Source organism: Vibrio sp. 1069, assembly GCF_033340555.1.
The window spans coordinates 496,965-518,688 of the sequence record NZ_JAWOWP010000002.1 but is presented as its reverse complement, the minus strand read 5'-3'; the positions used below and the strand labels follow the sequence as shown (position 1 = coordinate 518,688).

At 43.9% G+C, this 21,724-nt stretch carries 18 protein-coding genes and 2 tRNA genes; 11 read left to right on the top strand and 9 right to left on the bottom strand.

Annotated features, from left to right (window positions below):
* Positions 1–2 precede the first annotated feature (2 nt).
* The 4 genes from R7040_RS05405 (at position 3) to R7040_RS05390 (ending at position 5,694) form a co-directional block, all read left to right on the top strand.
* Positions 3–293, top strand: coding sequence for a PAAR domain-containing protein (locus R7040_RS05405; RefSeq protein ID WP_005375969.1), 291 nt, complete (start codon positions 3–5; stop codon positions 291–293).
* Positions 294–1,133, top strand: a complete 840-nt coding sequence (locus tag R7040_RS05400) for an NAD/NADP transhydrogenase subunit beta (RefSeq protein ID WP_318095468.1) — start codon at positions 294–296, stop codon at positions 1,131–1,133.
* Positions 1,134–1,494: 361 nt separating this feature from the next.
* Positions 1,495–2,628 carry an exonuclease SbcCD subunit D gene (locus R7040_RS05395; RefSeq protein WP_005375971.1) on the top strand — a complete coding sequence of 378 codons (1,134 nt, stop codon included), beginning with the start codon at positions 1,495–1,497 and terminating at the stop codon, positions 2,626–2,628.
* A 9-nt stretch (positions 2,629–2,637) separates the two neighbouring features.
* Positions 2,638–5,694, top strand: coding sequence for an AAA family ATPase (locus R7040_RS05390; RefSeq protein WP_213967646.1), 3,057 nt, complete (start codon positions 2,638–2,640; stop codon positions 5,692–5,694).
* 59 nt (positions 5,695–5,753) lie between these two features.
* Here the strand turns inward: R7040_RS05390 and R7040_RS05385 are convergent, their stop codons facing one another.
* The gene (locus tag R7040_RS05385; RefSeq protein ID WP_172563844.1) at positions 5,754–6,134 is read right to left on the bottom strand and encodes a cystatin family protein; all 381 of its coding nucleotides are present in this window, start codon (positions 6,132–6,134) and stop codon (positions 5,754–5,756) included.
* Between the two features lie 304 nt (positions 6,135–6,438).
* On the opposite strand from R7040_RS05385, the gene R7040_RS05380 reads away from it, so the two are divergent.
* Positions 6,439–6,972 carry a lipocalin family protein gene (locus tag R7040_RS05380; protein ID WP_054576742.1) on the top strand — a complete coding sequence of 178 codons (534 nt, stop codon included), beginning with the start codon at positions 6,439–6,441 and terminating at the stop codon, positions 6,970–6,972.
* A gap of 207 nt (positions 6,973–7,179) precedes the next feature.
* On the opposite strand, the gene R7040_RS05375 is transcribed toward R7040_RS05380, so the two are convergent.
* From R7040_RS05375 to R7040_RS05355, 5 genes are all read right to left on the bottom strand, one after another.
* Positions 7,180–8,175 carry a succinylglutamate desuccinylase/aspartoacylase family protein gene (locus R7040_RS05375; RefSeq protein WP_213972164.1) on the bottom strand — a complete coding sequence of 332 codons (996 nt, stop codon included), beginning with the start codon at positions 8,173–8,175 and terminating at the stop codon, positions 7,180–7,182.
* 110 nt (positions 8,176–8,285) lie between these two features.
* Positions 8,286–9,818 (bottom strand): putative basic amino acid antiporter YfcC, encoded by a 1,533-nt coding sequence (gene yfcC, locus R7040_RS05370; protein WP_005387492.1) that lies wholly within the window; start codon positions 9,816–9,818, stop codon positions 8,286–8,288.
* A gap of 212 nt (positions 9,819–10,030) precedes the next feature.
* Positions 10,031–10,351, bottom strand: a complete 321-nt coding sequence (locus tag R7040_RS05365) for a c-type cytochrome (RefSeq protein WP_017633643.1) — start codon at positions 10,349–10,351, stop codon at positions 10,031–10,033.
* A 78-nt stretch (positions 10,352–10,429) separates the two neighbouring features.
* Positions 10,430–11,434, bottom strand: a complete 1,005-nt coding sequence (ltaE, locus tag R7040_RS05360; protein WP_213967648.1) for a low-specificity L-threonine aldolase — start codon at positions 11,432–11,434, stop codon at positions 10,430–10,432.
* A gap of 22 nt (positions 11,435–11,456) precedes the next feature.
* Positions 11,457–11,972, bottom strand: coding sequence for an NUDIX hydrolase (locus R7040_RS05355; RefSeq protein WP_151515526.1), 516 nt, complete (start codon positions 11,970–11,972; stop codon positions 11,457–11,459).
* Between the two features lie 269 nt (positions 11,973–12,241).
* Between R7040_RS05355 and R7040_RS05350 the strand changes: the two genes are divergently transcribed.
* From R7040_RS05350 to dld, 6 genes are all read left to right on the top strand, one after another.
* A complete protein-coding gene (locus R7040_RS05350) occupies positions 12,242–13,903 on the top strand; it encodes an ATPase RavA domain-containing protein (protein ID WP_054576741.1) in 1,662 nt (553 codons plus the stop codon).
* Positions 13,904–13,912: 9 nt separating this feature from the next.
* Positions 13,913–15,367, top strand: a complete 1,455-nt coding sequence (gene viaA / locus R7040_RS05345; RefSeq protein ID WP_213967650.1) for an ATPase RavA stimulator ViaA — start codon at positions 13,913–13,915, stop codon at positions 15,365–15,367.
* A 204-nt stretch (positions 15,368–15,571) separates the two neighbouring features.
* Positions 15,572–15,645 (top strand) — tRNA-Cys (locus R7040_RS05340).
* Between the two features lie 37 nt (positions 15,646–15,682).
* Positions 15,683–15,758: transfer RNA gene (locus R7040_RS05335), tRNA-Gly, on the top strand.
* A gap of 239 nt (positions 15,759–15,997) precedes the next feature.
* Positions 15,998–16,900: a LysR family transcriptional regulator gene (locus tag R7040_RS05330; protein WP_017820200.1), complete on the top strand. Its 903-nt coding sequence runs from the start codon at positions 15,998–16,000 to the stop codon at positions 16,898–16,900.
* Positions 16,901–17,282: 382 nt separating this feature from the next.
* Positions 17,283–18,989: a D-lactate dehydrogenase gene (gene dld, locus R7040_RS05325; protein ID WP_104980721.1), complete on the top strand. Its 1,707-nt coding sequence runs from the start codon at positions 17,283–17,285 to the stop codon at positions 18,987–18,989.
* Positions 18,990–19,129: 140 nt separating this feature from the next.
* On the opposite strand, the gene R7040_RS05320 is transcribed toward dld, so the two are convergent.
* The 3 genes from R7040_RS05320 to alr form a co-directional block, all read right to left on the bottom strand.
* The gene (locus R7040_RS05320) at positions 19,130–19,438 is read right to left on the bottom strand and encodes an AzlD family protein (RefSeq protein WP_005375985.1); all 309 of its coding nucleotides are present in this window, start codon (positions 19,436–19,438) and stop codon (positions 19,130–19,132) included.
* Positions 19,435–20,166 carry an AzlC family ABC transporter permease gene (locus R7040_RS05315; RefSeq protein ID WP_017820197.1) on the bottom strand — a complete coding sequence of 244 codons (732 nt, stop codon included), beginning with the start codon at positions 20,164–20,166 and terminating at the stop codon, positions 19,435–19,437. Before R7040_RS05315 ends, R7040_RS05320 begins: the two co-directional genes overlap by 4 nt.
* Positions 20,167–20,477: 311 nt before the next feature.
* Complete coding sequence (gene alr, locus R7040_RS05310; RefSeq protein WP_064354819.1) at positions 20,478–21,707, bottom strand: alanine racemase; 1,230 nt, start codon at positions 21,705–21,707, stop codon at positions 20,478–20,480.
* Positions 21,708–21,724: the final 17 nt, after the last annotated feature.

Genomic DNA, 21,724 nt, shown 5'->3' with positions numbered 1-21,724 from the left:
AAGTGGGTAAACCAGCCGCAATTTTGGGCAGCTTTCATCTTTGCCCTAAAAAAACAGGAAAGATACCGCATGTCGGTGGTCCCGTCGTTGTTGGTTCACCAAACGTAACGATTGGCGGGATACCTGCGGCAAGACAAGGCGACAAGCTTATTTGTATCGGTCCTCCGGATAGTATCTCAGCAGGTTCTTCTAGCGTAACAATCAACGGTAAACCAGCCGCGAGAGTCGGCGATTCAACGTCTCATGGTGGCAAAATTCTATCTGGTATGCCTACGGTTTTAATCGGAGGCTAGATGCCACTCGCATTTCAAACGCATCTTCTATCCTTTAATGGCCGTTCACACACCGTTCGCGAGATAGCTGATGATTCTTTTAGATTGTCCGAGGAAATCCGACCCCCTGACTTTGCTCAATCAATAGATGAGCATATATTAAGCCTCGTGCGCTCTGAGCGCGAGAGTCTTGAGCAAGCTGATATCAAGGGGAATCTCTGTGTTCTTTTACCATCTTCGGTGGACAAAAGTTTGCTTAAAGCATTGATAAGCGAGCTTTCTATTTTCGTTGGCCAAACTGTCAATACTGAAATTTACTTTTATCCTTATGGCCAAGCTGCATTTTTGATGGCACTAAATCGGATAAATCGTGAAGTTAATGAAACGCAAGCGACTTGGATACTGGCTATAGAGGTTACGAGTGATGTAGAAGGGCATGTCAAACCTCAAAGCTCTATCATTTTAACCAAGTGTTTTTTTCGACATTCAGGTCTTGTGCCTGATGTTGTTCGAATTGATTTAGATGCCAAACAACAACGCATCGCCGTGGACAAGGTGTTTAAGCAATTAGGAGTAAGTTGTGAACATCCACTCAGTCAATTGTATTTATCCGTTAGTAAGGAAGAACCGCAATGGTTAAACTCAATGCAATTCTTGTCTCCGTGGGTGACCGATCAAACTCAGTATCAATTTGTTGATATCAAACTTGGCGGATTGAGTGCATGTGGCGGCGTTTTAAAAGCGTTAGTGATTGATGAGCTTCAAAGAAGCAGCCCCTGCCCAGACTTTCACGTGTTGCAAGCGGACATCGAGTCAGATGGCTATGCGGTAGGAGTAATATACAATTGGCGTAGTGAATAGGTCTGGCTATTGCTTTTCCTTCTAGTAGTAGCTGAGGTTTTAGTGATGCAAATGTTATGGGGGATTGACTCGAAACTGGCCCTTTAATGATGTTTGGACAATGACTAGGCGCAGCTTGCTTTTCAAAATAGCTTTGCTCACCGCGTTTTTACAGTGTTCTTCTCGCTTTCTGATTAAATAGCCAGCCATAGAACACAAACCACATGAAAAGCTGTTCGACTCAAGATATCCTTACCGAAATAAAATAACTTGAGTTTTGGCTTGTTCGAGATCCCACCCGTGACGCATTCCTTTTTATAAACGGTACATGGACTCTGACAGAAGCAAGCCTACTCATAGAATTGGCGGAAAGTGAATTCGAATGAAGTTTATCCACACCTCAGATTGGCATCTTGGTCGACAATTCCACAACGTATCACTACTCGAAGATCAACAAGCAGTACTCGAACAACTGATTAACTATATTGAACGCAACCCCGTCGATGCAGTTGTAGTGGCGGGAGATATCTATGACCGTTCGGTGCCACCAACGGTTGCAATAGAACTGTTAAATCGAGTCGTGAAACGCATTTGTACCGAGTTAGAAACACCAATGATATTGATATCTGGCAACCATGATGGTGCAGAAAGGTTAGGTTTCGGCTCAGAGCAAATGAAAAATGCAGGTCTCCATATTGTTAGCAACTTTGAAGAGATGCTCACTCCCATCATCATAAAAACGGACTCTGCGGACGAGGTCGCGTTTTATGGTATGCCTTATAACGACCCTGAACAGGTCAGGTTTGCCTACAAAGCCTCGGTATCCACTCATGATGAGGCTCATCAATTGCTTGTTGAGCAAATTAAAGAGCGCTTTATCTCTAAGCAAAAGCGCGTGCTCGTGAGTCACTGTTTTGTTGATGGGGCTATCGAGTCAGACTCTGAACGACCATTATCTATTGGTGGTTCTGATCGCGTGAGTCATGAACACTTCTTAGATTTTGACTACGTCGCACTTGGTCATTTGCATCAGCCTCAAAAGAAAGGCGCAGAGCATATCCGTTACTCTGGCTCTCTCATGAAGTATAGCTTTGGTGAACAGAACCAGAGAAAAGGTTTCACGTTAGTTGAACTGGACAAGAAAGGATTCGTTTCTGCAAAGCATATTGATCTTACGGCTCCTCATGAAATGCGTATTGTAGAGGGCGAGCTGGATAAAGTTATTGAGCAAGGGAAAACAGACCCCAAGAATGAAGATTATTTGTTAGTTCGTTTGATGGATAAACATGCGATTTTAAACCCAATGGAAAAACTTCGTTCAGTGTATCCAAACGTTTTACACCTTGAGAAACCTGGCATGTTAATTGGGGTAGAGCAGGAAATGGCGCAAGCAAAGTTGGCGCGAAGCGAAATTGATATGTTCCGAGATTTTTTTATTGAGGCGCAAGATAGCCAGTTGTCTAAAGAGCAAGAGCAAGCTGTTACTGACATTATTAAGCAATTATCACAGCAATAGGGACCAAAGATGAAACCAATTAAACTAACCATGCAAGCCTTTGGTCCGTTTGCAAAAACTGAAATCATTCATTTTGAGAAGCTTGGCAGTAACCCTCTATTTTTGATTAATGGTCCTACAGGTTCCGGTAAAACGTCGATCTTAGATGCCATTTGCTTCGCCCTTTATGGTGAAACCACAGGTAATGAGCGACAAGGTATTCAGATGCGGTGTGACTTATCCGCGCAAGACTTACCAACCGAAGTAGTTCTCGAATTTTCGTTACACGGCAAACAATACCGAGTTGTTCGATCCCCTGAGCAGGAAGCGCCCAAGGCCCGTGGTGAAGGGATGACGATTAAAAAGCACACTGCGGCTCTTTATGAACTCGGTGAGACTGAAACGCTTATCACCAGCAAGACGACTCAGGTTAAAACTGAAGTTAGCAATATTATTGGCTTGAATGAAACTCAATTTCGTCAAGTTATGGTGTTGCCTCAAGGAAAATTCCGAGAACTGTTGCTTGCTAGCTCTAAAGAGCGTGAAGAAATTTTTGGCCAGCTCTTTCAAACTGACATATATAAAAAAATTGAGTACGCGCTCAAAGATAAAGCGAGTGCAATTAGTAAAGCGAAAGGCGAATTTGATAATCAAATTCGAGGTGCTTTACAAGTTGCAGAAGCGAGTTCTGAACAAGAACTATTACAACAACTGGAACAAGTAACTAAGCAATTAGAGTCTGATAAAAAGAATGAGCAAGCAGCGTTAGATAAGCTCAATACTGCTAAATCTGAATTGCAAAAAGCGGAAACCTTGAATGGAGAGTTTTCGAAACGAGAGCAAGCAGAAAGCGCACTCAAGCTGCATCTAGAACACGCAGATTCGATAAAAGCTCGTCAACAGCAATTAGAAAACGCTAAAAATGCCAATAAGATAGAGTTGCCCTACATCTCATTACAAAATGCAAAAGCTCAAACGCAAGAGCTTAGGCAAAAAATCGTAGCTTTGGAAGAGAGTCTCGAAAAAGCTAATGTCGTTGCGAGAGAACAAGAAAACTTGCAGCAAAGTGCAAAAGAGGCAGCGGCAAAGGTCCCGCAGTTAACGCAACTGCAGTATCAGCTTGAAAGTATGAAAAACAAGTTGGTCGAGAAAGACAATTTGGAAAGTAAAATAACGGCGGGTTATCAACAAAAACAACAATTTGAAGCAACGTTAAAACAGTACATAGAACTAAAAGATAAGTTAACGTTACAGGCCCAGCAGGGACAGAAGGAGCTAGAGAAAGCACGAGTTGATGTTGCGCTTATTGGCAGCATCGATGCGGAAATAAAACAAAAACAACGGCTGTTACAGGATCTACAAAAGCTGCATGATCTTACTTTAGAGCTCTCTAAACTCAATGCGCTAACTGTAGGCAAGCAGCAGTCACTACACGAAGCCAGTCAGCGCTATATGCAGTGTCAACAAGACGCTGATACGATAGAGCTTAAGTGGCACAACGCTCAAGCGGCAGTATTAGCGCAGCGACTAAAAGCAGGTGAAGCATGCCCGGTGTGTGGTAGCGAAACGCATCCTAACCCCGCAACGTTTGTTGAAGAAGCCGTTACAAAAGAGCAAGTTCAGGCGGCTAGAGCTAAAGAGCGAGAAGCTCAAACCTTGTTGAACCAACTAAGCAATCAGCTAGAACAACATAACGTTGTCATTAGTCAGTATCAGAATCAGTGTAACCAGTTGAAAGAGGAGTTGGGTGAGTATGCTACATCTGAGATCTCGACGGTTCAAAATGATTTGCAAGCGATCAATGCTCAACTCCTACGTCTACAAGCTATTGATATTGAAAAGCTAGAAAAGAACGTTGAACAGCTTAATCAACGCTGCGTCGTGGGTGAAAATAAAATTCATGAGCTGCAGAATAAAATGGCGGCAAATGAATCAACCGTTAAAGCGAACCAAGAACAATTGGCTCAATTACAAGCTTCTATTGACCCAAAATACAGTTCCGCTGACTTGCTTGAACGTGAAATTTTGCTGACAAAAGAGCAAATTCTGAGTTTGAACACAGGCTTAGAAAAGGCGCAAACCGCTTTGCAGCAAGCGATATTGGAGAAATCAAATGCGGAAAGTCACTTAGCGACGAACAAGCAGTGGTTATCTGAGTCAGAGCAAAAACTTAGCCAAGCAGAATTAGCGTGGAATGAGGCACTACAGGCGAGTAAATTTGAGGATGAAAGCCATTATCTAAGTAGTCGAGTGGGAGATGATGAACTTCAAGCCTGGCAGCAAGAAATAGACAGCTTCAAACAGGCACAAACCAAGCTTGAGCAAACACTACATGATTTAAATCATGCATTGAAAGATCTTGAAAGGCCTAATTTAGAGTCGTTTAACGATAGGTTAACCACTCTGCAGGCGCAATATATTGAAGTAAGGGATCAACTTGATACCACACGCTCAATATTTGAACGTCTTGAAAAGGTTCGTAAAGATATTGCCGTGTTGCATGAGAAAAATAGTAAGTTAGAAGAAGAATACAAAGTCTTTGGTACGTTGTACGACGTTGCTAGCGGTAAAACAGGCAGCAGGGTTAGCCTACATCGCTTTGTTCTTGGTGTACTGTTGGATGATGTGCTGATTCAGGCCTCTCAACGCTTAAGCCTTATGAGTAAAGGGCGCTATATTCTTGCTCGAAAAACAGAGGGCTTCAAAGGCGCTGCGGGTCGCGGCTTAGATTTAATGGTTGAAGATGGCTACACAGGAAAAACGCGTGATGTTGCGACACTTTCCGGCGGTGAATCATTTATGGCAGCGCTTGCTCTGGCACTTGGTTTGTCGGATGTTGTGCAATCCTATAGTGGCGGTATCCGTTTAGACACTTTATTTATTGATGAGGGCTTCGGTAGTTTAGACCCAGAGTCTTTAGATCTTGCTATTCAAACACTAGTGGACCTGCAACAGACTGGGCGCATGATCGGTGTTATTTCTCACGTTTCTGAGCTGAAAGAGCAAATGGCGCAGAGGATTGATGTTGAACCATCAAGACTTGGTTCAACGGTGTCGATTAAATCTCAATGTCGCTTCGCTGTCTAATTCAGTGACTACTGTTAGATCAAAAAGCCCCTATTGTTAGGGGCTTTCTGACTAAGTCGCTACTGTTCGCAAAAGTAGCCTTCTTTTGGCGATTGGGTAATCGCATATTCGCCATCGAGGTTGCGATAAACAATCGTGTTCCAAACAGAGCCATCATCCAATTCAAACTCAATAGCATAGTTGACGCCGCTAACGATTTGCGCGTGAACATTCAGTATTTGTTTAAACGACGCTATTGTGTCCATTTTCTCTAAAACAAAGGCCATTGCCTTTTGTGCATCAGGGGTCGCGTTAAACTCATTCCACCCACCTGGCATGTTTCCTTGTGCATTACATACATCTGCCGAGGTCGTTAATTGTGTCGTTTCGCTCGGCTTTTCCTGCTGACAACCTGCAAGTAACACCAAAAGTGCACAAACTGACACTGTTTTTAATTTCATAACAATAACCTCTGTCTATAACGCAACGTATTATAGGAGGGTGATATGCCTACGAATGTCTATGTTGTGCAAAGTTTCTATATGCATAGGGTTAAATGCTGACAAAATGTACAAGCATGGTCAGCTTGTAAGTCAAAAATAGAGCAATCTTGTTAACGATTTGCTGAGATGACGAGGTTTCGGTGTTCAGTGCGCTATTGATGAAGAATTGTGATGTGTACCTATGAAGGTGATGGTGCGGCTTAGTGATCGATTTGTTATCTTCTAGAGTAAAATCAATCACTAATTAAAATTTAGGTGTTGTATGAAATCGATAAAAATATTTTTACTTTTGTCACTTGCAACTTTATTTGGTTGTACCTCGAAGCCGGATGGGGTGGAACCCGTCAATAATTTCGATTTAGAGCCATATCTAGGTAAGTGGTACGAAATTGCACGCCTAGACCATTCATTTGAGCGAGGCTTATCCAACGTTACCGCTGAGTATCAGGTTCGCGAGGATGGTGGGGTTAAGGTGATAAACCGTGGATATTCCGAAGAAGAGCGACAGTGGTCAGAAGCTGAAGGCAAAGCTTATTTTGTTGAAGATAAAACGGTTGGACACTTAAAGGTTTCCTTTTTTGGGCCAATATACTCTTCTTACATTGTTTTTGAGCTAGGTGAAAACTATGACTATGCGTTTGTTTCCGGTTACAACCACGACTATTTGTGGCTATTGTCTAGAACGCCTAACGTTGATGAGAGAGTAGTGGAGCGCTTTAAGTACGTAGCTAAAGAGAAAGGTTTCGCTATCGACGAGCTCATTTTTGTTGAACAAGAGAAACAAAGACAGCTTTAAGTTCATCAGCGTGGCTGAAAAAGCGGACAGAGGGGCAGCTTCCTAATTAAGAGCTCAGTTTGTCATTTCGCTTAACAGTAATTTGTTACCGCGTAACTTAATGTGGTCAAAATGGATATAGCCCCATCATTTGTGATTACTCGTGATGGGGCTTATATAAATTTGAGTGAGCGTCGAAAGGTTGATCTATCAACAAACGGTTATGGTTTACTTAATCAAACGAACGATCAGGGAACCTGGTGCTCGAATAGATTCAACATTGTGGCTAAGTACTGTGCCGCTTGTTGGGGCGGTGTAGCGTTTAATCTCAGCGCCAAAGCTGTCGTATTGAATCGCAAGAAGTTGGCCTTGCTCGACAAAATTCATCAAACTGACATGAGGCAGTACAAAGCCGCCGTGTGTCGCTTTCACACTGATGATTTCGTTTCCTTCCAAGCATGACGTAATAGGGTCCATATCACCTTCAACAATGTTATGCTTTTTCAGCACATTAAAAATGCCTGTTACAGTTCGACTGATAAGTTCTTGCTCGGTATATCGCCCCATACCTACTTCAACAGTAATACTTGGGACACCATGGTTATTCCAGACCGTTTCAAGGACGCCAGCATCTCCAGGATCATTTAAAATCGCATCAGGATTAATGAGGCGAGCCATTTCTAATGATTGCTCGATTCGGAAATCTGCAAACACGTAAAGTGGATAGGCCGCACCACTGGTTTGAGTGTGAAGGTCAATGGCTAAATCAGCATTTGGCTTGAGCAAATCATTCCACAATGCATATAAGTAGCGTTGGGCTTCATTGCCGTTTTGGTCACCAGGAAAAAAGCGGTTTAAGTTTGCAGGAGACGCATCAGGGTCTGCGGAATAGAAATCACGGCTGTGGTTTAGCATACCTGGCATGTTAACGGTTGGAACAATAGTGACAGTACCAGCGACTTCAGTGCCGATGAGCTCTCGAGCAGTTTGCTGCGCTGCTAACACACCATTGTACTCATCACCATGAACCCCTGCGGTAATCATGATTTTCTTGCCAGGTTTTTCACCTTTGAACACTAGCACAGGTAGGTGTTGCCACTGAGAGAGAGCATTCGTTGCGATGCGAAACCAAAACTTATGCTCGCCCGAATTTAGGTCTGCTACATTGAGAGATTGAATCACTTGATGACCTTGAATCACGTCATCGAGAAATTGTGTTGCCATTAAAGTTACCACTCCAAAACCATGAGCTAATCTAAAACCTTAGCGTCGTCATACCATGAATATTAATAAGGCGAGAACATGTCTCGCCTTAATTACCAATTGGCTTCGTTTTACGCAAAACCCATAATATGAGCTGCGATAACGACGATACTTGATAGGGTAAAGAGTAATAGAATAAATCGCCAGCAGAATTTTGCCCAGTCACCCCAGTCGATACGGCAGACACCAAGCGTTGCCATGAGAGATGCCGAAGTAGGGACGATAACGTTAGTAAAGCCATCGCCAAGTTGGAATGACAAAACTGCCACTTGGCGCGTAACTCCTGCAATGTCTGCCAGAGGGGCCAGTAGAGGCATCGTTAGTGCCGCTTGTCCGGATCCTGAAGTGACGAAGAAGTTGAAGATAGATTGGAATACATACATTAACCATGCCGCAGCCACGTCAGGAAGCCCGCTAATTACGCCGCCAGCACTGTTTAGAATTGAATTCAGTACACTCGCTTCATCAGTTGTACCACCACCAAGGATCAACAATACACCTTTTGCACAACCCACTAATAGGGCAGGTGCAAGCATAATAGCTGCACCTTCTTTAAATGCATCAGCTGCGCAGTTTAGCGTCATACCGTTCAGGCGAAAAATCGTACCGATGATCGCGACAACAAAGCCCATAGTGAAAAATTGAGACGCGATTTCTGGGATGTACCATGCGTTAGCGACTACGCCCCAAACGACCCACACCGTGGTCGCAATAACCGTAAGGATAACGAGTGTGTCACCTAGGTTCCAACGAGAATCTTGATTGCCAAGCTCTTGCTGACGGAAATACTGGTCTGTGCGATGGCTGTAAGAAAGTTTAGGATTTGACTTCACACGAGCGGCGTAGATCATTGTGAAAGCGATACCGATTAACGTAAAGCCAGCCCATAACCCCATGCGTACTGTCATGCCGGATAAAACAGGTACACCCGCAATGCCTTGCGCAATAGCGACGGAGAAAGGGTTCATCCAAGAAGTAGCAAAGCCAATTTGAGTCGCAACATAGGTAACCATTACCGTTGTGATACCATCATAACCAAGGCGAACCATAAGCGGCGCGATAATAATCGCAAACGCTACGGCTTCTTCACCCATACCAAATACCGCACCGCCTAGCGAGAACAGCAAAAATAGCACTGGAATGAATAGCGCTTCGTTACCTTTGGTCTTATCGATAAGGCGCAGGATACCGTTATCGATTGTGCCTGTGCGCATTACAACGCCGAAAGCACCGCCGATAACCAACATGAACATAATCACGCCGATTGCGCTGCCCCATTTAGAGCCAGAAACTAGCCCTTCGAAAGGGAAGTTCATCAGACCAATGCCACCACCAGAAGCAAACAGGCCAACCTTGTTGTAAACCAGTTCACCGTTTTCGTCGGTTGCATAAGAGAAAGAAGAAGGATCGATAACTGTGCGAGTTTTTTCTGCACCGTCTACCATGTAGGTCACCTGTTGGCTATCAAAATGACCAGCAGGAATTAAGTAGGTAAGAATCGCAGCAAGAATACCAACAATGAAGATCAAAATGAGGGTATCTGGCATCTGCCACGACTTAGGGGTAGCAACCGAGTCTGCTGGTTGCGCATGTGTGTGAGACATAACTTACTTCACGTCAAATTCAATAAAGCATGAAATATCGATAAAATAGAATAAAAAGTCAATATTAATGCTTATGTTGAACTATAAATTCATCAAATATTTGAAGTGAAGTTAATTTGATTGTTTTGTGGTCAAATGTTGGGTTAATGTTTCAATATGCGTTGAGTTTGGATGATTCACGAGCTTTCATAGTACATCTACAGGTGATCTAATCACTTGATTTCTGTCTGTTCTGCATAAAAAGCAGCGACATCACGAAGGTCTTCATCATTTAACATTTTTAACTGTGCTGCCATCATTTCTGCAAGTGGCCCTTTACGCTCACCGGCTTGATAAGATTTCATTGCATTGTAAAGGTACTGAGCATTTTGACCAGCAAGGCTTGGATAGGTGTTGTTCGTTGCGATGCCTGTAACACCGTGACAATAGACACAGCTAGGTGATTTGATTTTACCTTTATCAGCATCACCAAACGGCTCGGCATGGATAGCGGAAGAGAAAATAAAAGAGATTAGAAGTACAAATCTGAGCATGGAGGTTATCTATTCGCTAAAAATCATGCCGATACAATAAAGCTTCCCCTTAGGGGAAGCTCAATGATCAAAATCAAATTAAAGTAGAGATTTTATACTTGATAAGAAAGTGTCGATGTCTTTCGCTGAAATATCTTTATGAGTTACAAAACGAATTGGATTTCCAGGGGTTATCGTGATGTTTTGTTCCTTTAGTTTCGCAGCGATACTTACTATGTCCACTTGAGGAGCAAGCTTCGCGAACACGATGTTCGTTTGAACAAATTCAGGGTTGACTGAAAAAACAGGCAGTTCTGCTAAACCTTCCGCTAAGGTTTTTGCGTTGATGTGATCTTGTTTTAGCTGTTCCACTTGTTCGGTAAGGGCAAGTTTGCCTGCTGCGGCAAGAATACCCGCTTGACGCATACCACCGCCGACCATCTTTCTTAAGCGACGTGCTTTTGCTATGTAGTCTTTGCTACCAAGCAGTAGCGAGCCAACAGGGGCAGCCAGACCTTTCGACAGACAGATCGTCATTGAATCAAAGTACTGACCGATCTCTTTTACCGGAACATCAAGTGCAACGGCTGCGTTAAAAACGCGAGCGCCATCTAGATGCATCTGCAAGTTATGTTTATTCACGAAGTCACGTGCTTCTGCTAAGTAAGACAGAGGTAGTACTTTACCATTAATTGTGTTTTCTAAGCTGAGAAGCTTAGTGCGAGCAAAGTGACAATCATCTGGTTTAATCGCAGCAGCCAGTTTATCAAATGGTAGCGTGCCATCTGGGTTATTTTCGACTGGTTGAGGTTGAATTGATCCCAAAACCGCCGCGCCACCAGCTTCGTATTTGTAGTTATGTGCTTGTTGCCCACATAGATATTCATCTCCCCGCTCGCAATGCGCCATTAAACCGAGCAGATTGGCTTGAGTGCCTGAAGTGGTAAACAAAGCTGCTTCGAAACCAGCAAGCTGCGCAGCAAATTTTTCAAGCTCATTGACCGTAGGGTCATCACCATAAACATCATCCCCAACGGGGGCCTTAAACATGGCTTCTCGCATGGCTTGGGTGGGCTGTGTAACGGTATCTGATCGAAAATCCATGAATGTCTCCTTGGTCAAAGTCCTAAATATATCCGCAAAGGCGCGCTTTGCTTAAGCAAGCGATCGTTTTGGCATCGGTGATCGAGCCATCGACAATCTTTTCTTCGAGTTGCTTGATTGACAAGGTGACGACCTCAATCACTTCGTCTTCATCGCACTCGTAACGGTTTGTTTTGTTGAGCTTTTCGGCAACAAATAGATACTGTATCTCATCACAAAATCCGGCAAGAGGGGTGACTTGGCCGAGAGACGTGAATTTCTCTGCACTAAACCCAGTTTCTTCCTCTAACTCTCTTTTGGCGCAGCAGAGTGGCTCTTCGTTGCCTTCTCTGGTACCAGCAGGAAGTTCCAATAGCCATTTATTAAGTGAAGGCCGAAATTGGTGGACAAGGACAATGTGACCCTCCGCTGTAATAGGGAGAATCACCGCAGCACCCGGATGATGGATTGTGGTGTGCGTAATTGCCTGTCCTGTAGGAAGCACAACGTCTTCTTCAATCAGAGAAATTTGCTTCCATTTATGAATTATCTTGCTCATGCAGTTATGAACCCTAGCTGTTACCGCATTTTTGACGTTTTTCGACATTAACCACAAATGGTGGGAAACAAAAGCAAAAAATACTGCAACACGACGAAAGCGTTTGCACTTTAAGTGAGCAATGTCTCATAAATGGAAACTTTGATTGCTTCGTCAAGAAGGGGAAAAGCATCTGCTATAAGGGGAATTCGACAAAATACATTTGTAACAAAGTTATAACAAGTGTATAAAAATGTTAACGCAATACCACTTCAGTAGCCGGAGAACGTATGACACAAACCTTATTTGCCTCAAATGCCGAAAAAGCGCTTCTCTCAGAACGCATCAATAAATTGGCGAAAGCGTTAACGGATGGCGTTTATGAGCGTGAACATACGATCAAGCTCTGCCTTCTTGCTGCACTTGCTGGTGAAAGTGTTTTTCTTTTAGGCCCCCCTGGTATTGCAAAAAGCTTAATTGCCAAACGACTCATCCAAGCGTTCGATAACAGCAGTTACTTCGAATACCTGATGACGCGCTTCTCAACCCCTGAAGAGGTGTTTGGGCCACTGAGTATCCAAGAGCTAAAAGACAACGGCCGTTATGTTCGCTTAACTAAAGGGTATTTGCCAACTGCACAAGTCGTATTTTTGGATGAAATCTGGAAGGCGGGGCCTGCAATTCTTAACACATTGCTGACAGTGGTTAATGAGAAAACATTCAAAAATGGCAGCGATATCGAGCGTGTGCCAATGCGCCTGTTGGTATCGGCTTCCAATGAATTACCCGATGAAGATAGTGGATTGGATGCCCTCTACGACCGCATGTTGGTGCGTGTGTTTGTGAATCGAATTCAGAATAAACAAAACTTTAAGTCGATGTTGACTGTGGGCACATCGCAAGAGGCACAAGTACCAGAAGGCCTAGCGATAACTGATGAAGAATATCATCAATGGCAACAACAGCTCGACAAATTGACGCTAACCGATAATGCATTCGAAAAGCTTTTCCAGCTTAAAACGATGTTAGAAAGCAAAGTTGAAGCTCAGTTTGGTGATGTGGCCAATACCGACATGTATGTCTCTGACCGCCGCTGGAAGAAAGCCGTGAAGTTGTTAAAAGCGAGCGCGTTTTTTAATGGTCGCGATGAAATCAATCCTCTTGACCTTCTACTGCTGCAAGATTGTTTATGGAACAGTCCTGAATCGCGAGATGTGGTACGTGAAGTGGTTCAAGAGTTCGCCTTAAAACATGCATTTGATCAACAAGACGCGGAGCAGGAAATCGAGTACTGCCGTGAGTCTTTGGTTGATGTTCAACATGAACTTGAAGATGCCTACCGCATGACGTTAACGTCTGAAGCGGCAACGGGTATTTTGCGCAAAGAAACCATGCGCTTTGATACCTCTAAAGCCAAGATGTACAAAGTTGGCGCAGCCGTTAACTTAGTTAAATTGGTGGTCTTGCAAAGCAACATGTCGGTTTCAGAATCAGAAAAAGGTGATAGCCGCTGGGTTTATGTACCCAAAGATGAGTTAGATCGAGTCATTAAAGAGGGAAGCGGTGATGTGTATGGTTACGTCAATCAAAACACCAACATGTGCCGTTTACGATTTGACGTTGACGCGGCGAATAACCTAGTTATCCGTGATATCGCGAACCGAGGCATTCTGGTTAGCCTAGTGACTCAAGAGGGCTTGGATGTAGAGCTTTACCAAAAGTGGTTAACGCAGAGCGAAAAAGCCGTAAATCAGCTTAGTGAGGCAGAACACCATATGCGTAAGGTGAAAGCGAACTTTCATGATGCGCTTCCGCATAGCTTTGTTGATCCTGAATTACCCCGCCTAATGGAGTCGAGTCTGCAACAGGTCAGTCAGAGGCTTGAATCAATCCAAGCAGAAAGTGAAAAAGTTATCCAACGCTTTAAAAACTTAAATCAGTTTTTCTCATAAGGAGACGACATGCTAGGTGCAGACGGACTTAACCTCGCGCTGATGGTGGCCGACTCCGGCATCATCGATAGCGCAGTTAATGATTTGATGGCTCGTTCACAAGTCATGATGATGGCAGAAAACCGAGGTGTTAAATCTTCGGTCAAAGGTCACTTGTTAAAGTGGCGAGGCAGCGTTAAAAAACGGATCACCAAGGTATGTGAGACAGAGCGTTTCCAACAAGAGCTGTCTTTATATCAAGAGGTTATTCACTGGGATGAAGAGGCGTTTTTTGAAAACATCGAAGATGTGATTAAAAAGCTGGAATGGCACTCTGCGTTTTACATGCAAGCTCGCCGAATGATGGAAAAGAACAAAGGGATGAATAACCCTATGTTCCCACATTACTTTTGTGACCAATGGTACCAAAGCCTCACCGATGCAATAAAACAAGCGCAAGTAAGCGAGCTTGAAGCCAATAAAGAAAAGGTGCTGAATGACCTGTATCAACGTATGGAAACCATGCGTAATATGGATAAAGTCACGGAGTCGGGTGATGCTGAAAGTGTAGGGCGCCTGTGGGATATGGCATCTGCCAAGTTGAGTAAAACAGACTTAACGGTGATGAAGCGCCATGCTGAGTTTCTGAAGAAGCACCAAGGCTTGCAAGAAATTGCGGAGCAACTCGGTCGTATGGCGGGGCAAGTAAATGATCCTGAACTAAATCGTGCGCCCACTGAAGAACTTCAATTGGTCGAAGAGAAAAGTGATGAGGCGACGGATGATATTGTCGGTATTCACGAAAGCGATGATCTAAATAAGCTACTTCCCAACGAAACGATGTTTTTGGCGTATCCTGAACTTGAAGTTGTGTTCTATAAACACTTAGTTGATAAACGGCTCATGAACTATCGTACACAAGGCAAATCGCGCACGTTACGTAAAGTTAAAGCTCACCGACCTGACCATAAAGCGGTAGATATCGAAAAAGGCCCCTTCATTGTTTGTGTGGACGCGTCCGGTTCCATGAGTGGCTTTCCTGAGCAATGCGCCAAATCCATGGCTTATGCTCTGATGCAAATCGCACTAGCGGAGCAACGTGATTGCTATGTCATTATTTTTTCTACGGAACACATTACCTACGAACTAACCAAACAAGATGGTCTGCGCGAGGCGGCGGACTTTCTAACTTATAGCTTCCATGGTGGTACAGACTTAGAGCCAACTTTGATTAAATCTATCGACTTGATGAGCGGTGATAAATATAAAAACGCAGACATGGTAGTCATTTCCGACTTTATCGCGCCAAAACAACAAGACGAGTTACTGGCCAAAGTGGATGCGCTCAAAGCGAAGAAAAACCGTTTTCACGCGATTAGCTTATCGAAATACGGAAATCCTGCATTAATGTCGATGTTTGATCACACTTGGTCTTATCACCCTAATGTTGTGGGAAGATTGCTAAAAAGGGTCAGCAACTATTAAACGCCTTAATGTTTCATGGGACAAAACGAACTGAAAGCGAGATTTATATTGCTTCGTTTTAAGCCAATAAGATCGAACTTTGGTCGAATTGACTTAAAAGAAATCAAACGAACAGAAAATGAAATGTTTTTGTTTGACTATCTTCTCTCAATCCGTAAAGTAGCCACCAACGCAACGGGGTAGAGCCCTGAAGCGTAATAAAAAGGCGCCTTGGCAGAGTGGCTATGCAGCGGATTGCAAATCCGTGGACCTCGGTTCGACTCCGGGAGGCGCCTCCATTATTCTTTTGAGAGCGAATGGCTTTCGAGAATAAATGCGACACTAGCTCAGTTGGTAGAGCGCAACCTTGCCAAGGTTGAGGTCACGAGTTCGAACCTCGTGTGTCGCTCCAAATTATTCAGATATGGCCATGGCGGTATCTCGATGCCAAGTGCATCAACTTAAAACCAGCGAAAGCTGGTTTTTTTGTATCTGAAGACTGATAAATTCACACCATCTCTTTTTCATTACCTGTGAGCTTAGCAACCCCATCTCTGTCACGAGTTTCTGATATTAAGTGTGACCCGATGCTTCGCACCTCAGCCAATTTCAGTTTACAATACGGGCTTCCAAAGGATTTGACGAAGACGCATGAGAAATACCGACGATTACATCATTTTCTATCACTTGATCGAGCAAGGCTCATTCAGTGCTGCCGCTAGACATATGTCACTGACTAAATCGGTCGTCAGTAAACGCATTGCCAAGCTTGAACAAGAGCTTGGTGTACAGCTTCTCTACCGAACAACGCGAACGCTAACGTTGACTGAAGCAGGACGAGCGTTTTTTACTCATGCAAAAGCGGTTTATCAAGCAGTGGCAACGGCGGAAGAATCCATTGTGGGTTTAGGTAAAAACTTATCTGGACACATTAAAATTTCGGTGCCTACTATCTCTGGTGAATTAATTCTTCCTCAAGTGATTAATGAATTTAATCAGAAATACCCAGACATCAATATCGATATGGATCTAGATAATCGTTTCGTCGATATCATGAATGAACGTTTTGATTTGGCAATTAGAACGGGTGTGTTGCCAGATTCTAGTCTGATTGCAAGAAAGCTGGTGGATGCGAATTGGATCATTTGCGCGTCACCCCAATACCTAGCTAAACATGGCATACCTAAACAACCTCAAGCCTTGGCTAAACACAATTGTTTAGTCTATTCCTACCAAGAAACCGGAGCGCATGAGTGGGCGTTTAAAGATGGAGACGAGGTATATCAAATCACCGTCGACGGTAACCTCTGTACCAACAATTCTTCTGTATTGAGAAATGTAGCGCTGTTAGGGCTGGGAATCATCTATGTACCGCGTGTATTGGTTTATGAAGACTTAAAACAAGGCAGTCTGATTCAGTTATTTAAAGACGAAACAGCCAAATGTTTGGGTATTTATGCGGTGTATCCCTACACTCGTCAGCAACCAGAAAAAATTAAGATCTTTATCGATCATCTATACTCAAGCTTTCAAAGTCAAAACCATCGATTTTAAGCCAATAACTCAACACCGATCGTTATATTGGTGTTGAGCTTATGTTTCCATCTTCATTTCTAAGAATCCTCTTAAATTTAGGGGCTTACGCTTCTCCTCGTTTTCTTCACTAATATTGATAACAAGATACCCCGCACAACTGTTAACAAATGGTTTTGCTATTGTTTCTTTTAAGAAACGGTCTGTTTCTTACGTTAAATTTCTCAAATGTGAAAGATAAGTGACAGAAAAATAAAGAATTATTTTGTTTGTTGTTTATTGATTACGTATTGCTCGCCCGTCTGACATAGACGCAGAGAAATGGACTGCTTATAGTGGCTCAAACGCTATGCCTGCCGCTAAGCGGTGTTGTGAGCGAAGTACAATAACTAGAGATACGGATATGAAACAAAAGCAGCTGATTGAAGAATTTAAAACCATCGTTGGGGAAGAAAATGTTCTAACCGACGAGGTTAAAACGAAATATTACCGCTCGGGGTTTCGTTCGGGTAGTGGTAATGCGCTTGCTATCGTGTTTCCTAACACTCTTCTAGAACAATGGAAGATTATTAAACAGTGTGTTGAAGCAAACTGCATCATTATCATGCAGGCGGCTAAAACAGGTTTAACAGAGGGCTCGGCTCCGAGTGGTAATGATTATGATCGCGATGTGGTTGTGGTCAATATTACCAAAATCAAGAAGATTCACTTATTAGATGGTGGTAAGCAGGCGGTTTGCTTGCCTGGTGCGAGCTTACACTCTTTGGAGAAAGAGTTGAAGGCAGTGAACCGAGCACCGCATTCTATCATCGGCTCTTCATCGCTAGGTGCCACTGTGGTCGGTGGTATCGCCAATAACTCAGGCGGTGCGCTAGTTAAGCGTGGTCCTGCTTATACGGAACTGGCGCTCTACGCGCAGGTCGATAAGCAAGGCCAGTTACATTTGGTGAACCACCTTGGTATTGAAGGGTTAGGTGAAACGCCAGAAGAAATTCTAACAAACTTGCAAGAAGGGAACTTTGACCCAGCGAAGATCATTCATGATGAGCGAATGGCATCAGACAAAGAATACGATGAACGTGTTCGAGACGTGACTTCTGACATTCCTTCTCGCTTTAATGCCGATGAACGCCGATTATTTGAAGCCAGTGGCTGCGCTGGTAAGTTGGGGGTTTTTGCCGTTCGGGTTGACAGCTACCCAGTACCCGAAAAAGAGCAGGTTTTTTACCTTGGCACCAATGACCCTGCGAAACTAACGAAGTTGCGAAAAGACTTCTTATCTACGTTTGATAACTTGCCTGAGATGGGAGAATACTTGCATCGAGATATCTTCAACATGGCAGAGAAGTACGGCAAGGATGTGTTCTTATCCATCGACTTGTTAGGCACAGATAAGCTGCCAAAAATGTTCGCACTTAAAGCTAAGGTAGAAAACTTCTTAGAGCGCATCCCGTTTGTCAGTAAATATCTGCCAGACACCATTTTGTACTACGCGAGCAAGTTGTTCCCACAACATTTACCAGAGCGAATGCTGGATTTCCGTGACAAGTATGAGCATCACCTGGTATTGAAAATGAGTGATGGTGGTATTGCTGAAGCACAAAAATACCTCAAAGAAGTTTGGGCTGTTGAAGACGACTGTGATTTCTTCGAGTGTACGCCGGAAGAAGGTAAAAAAGCTTATTTACATCGCTTTGCAGCCGCTGGTGCAGCAATTCGGTACGAGACGATTCATCGAAAAGACGTAGAAGACATCGTTGCACTTGATATCGCATTGCGACGCAATGATGAAGAGTGGCTAGAAACTTTGCCTGAAGAGGTGAGTAAGAACCTTGTTCAAGCGCTCTATTATGGTCACTTTATGTGTTACGTCTTCCATCAAGATTACATTTTCAAAAAAGGGACTGACACGAAGTTGATGAAAAAGCTGATGCTAGAGCACCTCAATAGCCGTGGTGCCAAATACCCAGCAGAACATAATGTGGGTCACTTGTATGAAGCCGAAAACTCGTTGCAGAAGTTTTACCACGAATTAGACCCAACCAATACCTTTAACCCTGGTATTGGTAAAATGGACAAATATAAGCGCAATTGTAACTGCTGTGCGTAATGTGCTGTCTCACTATGATTAATAATCGTTGTTCATCGTTCAAATGATGAGCATAAGATAAGCCCTGATGACACTTGTGACATCAGGGCTTTGTGTTTTGGGTCTTTTATTGATGACTGGTATCGGCGTTGAAACAGCGACTAAAGAGCACGTACCGCGGCGGCGGCGATGATGCCTGCTGCAATTGCTGGTAGAGGCTTTTTCACGATGAACATGACAACAGCAGTAGAAAACAGTGCTGCTCTAGCACCATTATCACCCTCTACTGCTAGCGGAGCTAAAAGGGCAACCAGTACGGAGCCTGACATCGCAGTAATGAAACGTTGAACCCGTTCGCTAATTGGAATGAATGACATAACATACACTCCGCCCCAGCGGGTTATGAGCGTGACTAACGCCATAGCGATGATGATAAGCAGTGTGCCACCTATGGTTGTTTCGATGTTCATGCTTTCTTCTCCTTCCAACAAGCACCCAATACTCCGCCAGTAATGGCGCCAACCACTACGTGGCTATTCTCTGGCAAATACCAATACGCCAACATAGAAGAGGCTGCTGCTATGGCCCAAATCGCAAAGATTCTTAAGTCTTTCGGCCCGGCCACCACCATAGACAGCAGGAAGCATCCCATAACCATATCGAGCCCGAGGCCCACCGGATCTTTGATTGCGCTACCAAAATAAATGCCGATCCAGGTGCCCACAATCCAAAAAGACCACATCGCTAAGCCGCCACCAACAAGCAAGCCAAAGCCTGGTTCTTTTCTACCAAATGCATTGAGTGCCATTGCCCAGTTGGCGTCTGATGCAACCAGCATTACACCGTAACGTTTTGTTGGTGGGAGTTGTCGTAACCATGGATAAAGTGTGGCTCCCATCAAGAGGTGACGAGCATTAATAGCAAATACAGTAATAAGAACTGGAATGAGAGGAACTTCTGCTCCCCACATTTCTAACGTGGCAAATTGTGAAGCACCGGCGAAGACCAGTGTGCTCATCAACATAGTGGGAAATACATCTAGTCCAGTCTGTACGGCAGCAACACCGAAAGCGAGGCCAAATATGACCACGAACATAGAGAGAGGTAAAAGTTGGGTGAAGCCGTTCCAGACGTCAAGCCGATTAAATTCGTGCAACTCAGTGGAGGAGCGTTGAAGATGTTGAGTATTTTCTGTCATAGAGATACCTAGCTAGCAGGCAAAGGGGCAGTGCCATACGAGTGTGTTTGTTATTCTTTTGTAAACTTCATGTTTAACATCAATTAGAGGGGCTTTCAAACACTAAGTGCTATATAAAAATGAGCCATCCAAGCGGCTTTAAGAAACAGAGTGTAGAGAGTCGCACTTGGTAGTGCTAAAGAAGAGTAAAACAACAGAAATAGTAAGCTCTGTTTAATTGATAGAATCACGAGCTAGTACAAATTAGTAGATAAGAAAGAAAGCGAGCACCAGGCTCGCTTTTTCGCTCTGTTACGAATAACTTAGTAGGTTTATTTTACGTAGACACGAGGGTTCGCGCTTCCCCAAACCGTATATAGTTCAGGGAAGATGACTTCTGCGTGTTTTTCCATCTCAGCAGCTGAAATCGTTTTGCCTTGTTGGGAGCCAAACAAAACAACTTCAGAACCAGGCTCAACATCTTTGATACCTGTAACATCTACCATTGTGGTGTTCATTGAAGCAACGCCCGCAACTTTTGCACGTTGGCCATTGATCAGAACTTCTGCTGTATTCCCCATTTTTCGTGGATAGCCATCAGAGTAACCAACAGGAATGTTCGCCATTAAGCTTTCTTTGCTTGTTGTGTAGCTGCTGTCGTAACCGACTGTGCTATTTTTTGGCAGGTGGTGAACGGATGCCACGCGTGTTTTGAAAGACACGATAGAAGGGTACTCAGGGTTAGTTGGTAAGTCTCCGTATAAAACGCCACCAGGACGAACCATATCAAGCTGGGCCTCAGGAACATTAAGCGCGGTGTAAGAGTTTGCTACGTGCAGTAAAATGTTGTCGCGTTTTAGATTCGCTTCTTTAATCAGCCATGCAGAACTGTCTTTGAATGAAGCTAACTTTTGGCGCACGTCGTCTGCATTGTAGTTAGGGAAATGAGTCATGATACCAACAATATTAACACCAGCTTGTTGAGCGATTTCTAGCGCTTCTTTCTTGCCCGCTTCTGTCGTCATATCAACACCATTACGTCCCATACCACCGTCGTTCAGAGCAAGGTGAGCTTTGATTTCTTTACCAGCTTTCTCGGCTAGTTTAGACAGTGCTTTAGCTTGCTCTGCTGTGCCTATCAACTCTTCGACATTTAGGTCGATTGCGGCTTCAATCTCGCCAATATCCGCTGAGCGTACACGCATAAGTTGGCCTTTAAAGCCACTGTCGCGAACAGTTTGTGCTTCGGCGTTACTTGCAACGGCAACGCAAGGAATTTGTTGTTCGATAATAGTCGGCATCAGGCCTGCGATACCATTGCCGTATGCGTCGGCTTTCATCACGGCGCAGATTTTCGTTTTGCCATCCATGTGCGATTTAAACTGCTCAATATTATCGCGGAACTGACCTAAGTTTATTTCTAGCCAAGCGTTAGCACCTTGAACTTGCTCTGCTTTTGCTGCTGTATTGCTAATTTGAAGAGGAGCAGCAGTAGCTTGCATTACAGGAGCCGCGATTGCAGCAGCGATAGTCAGTGATAGTAAGGTTTTATTTAAGCGCATAAAGTCTCCGTACGCGT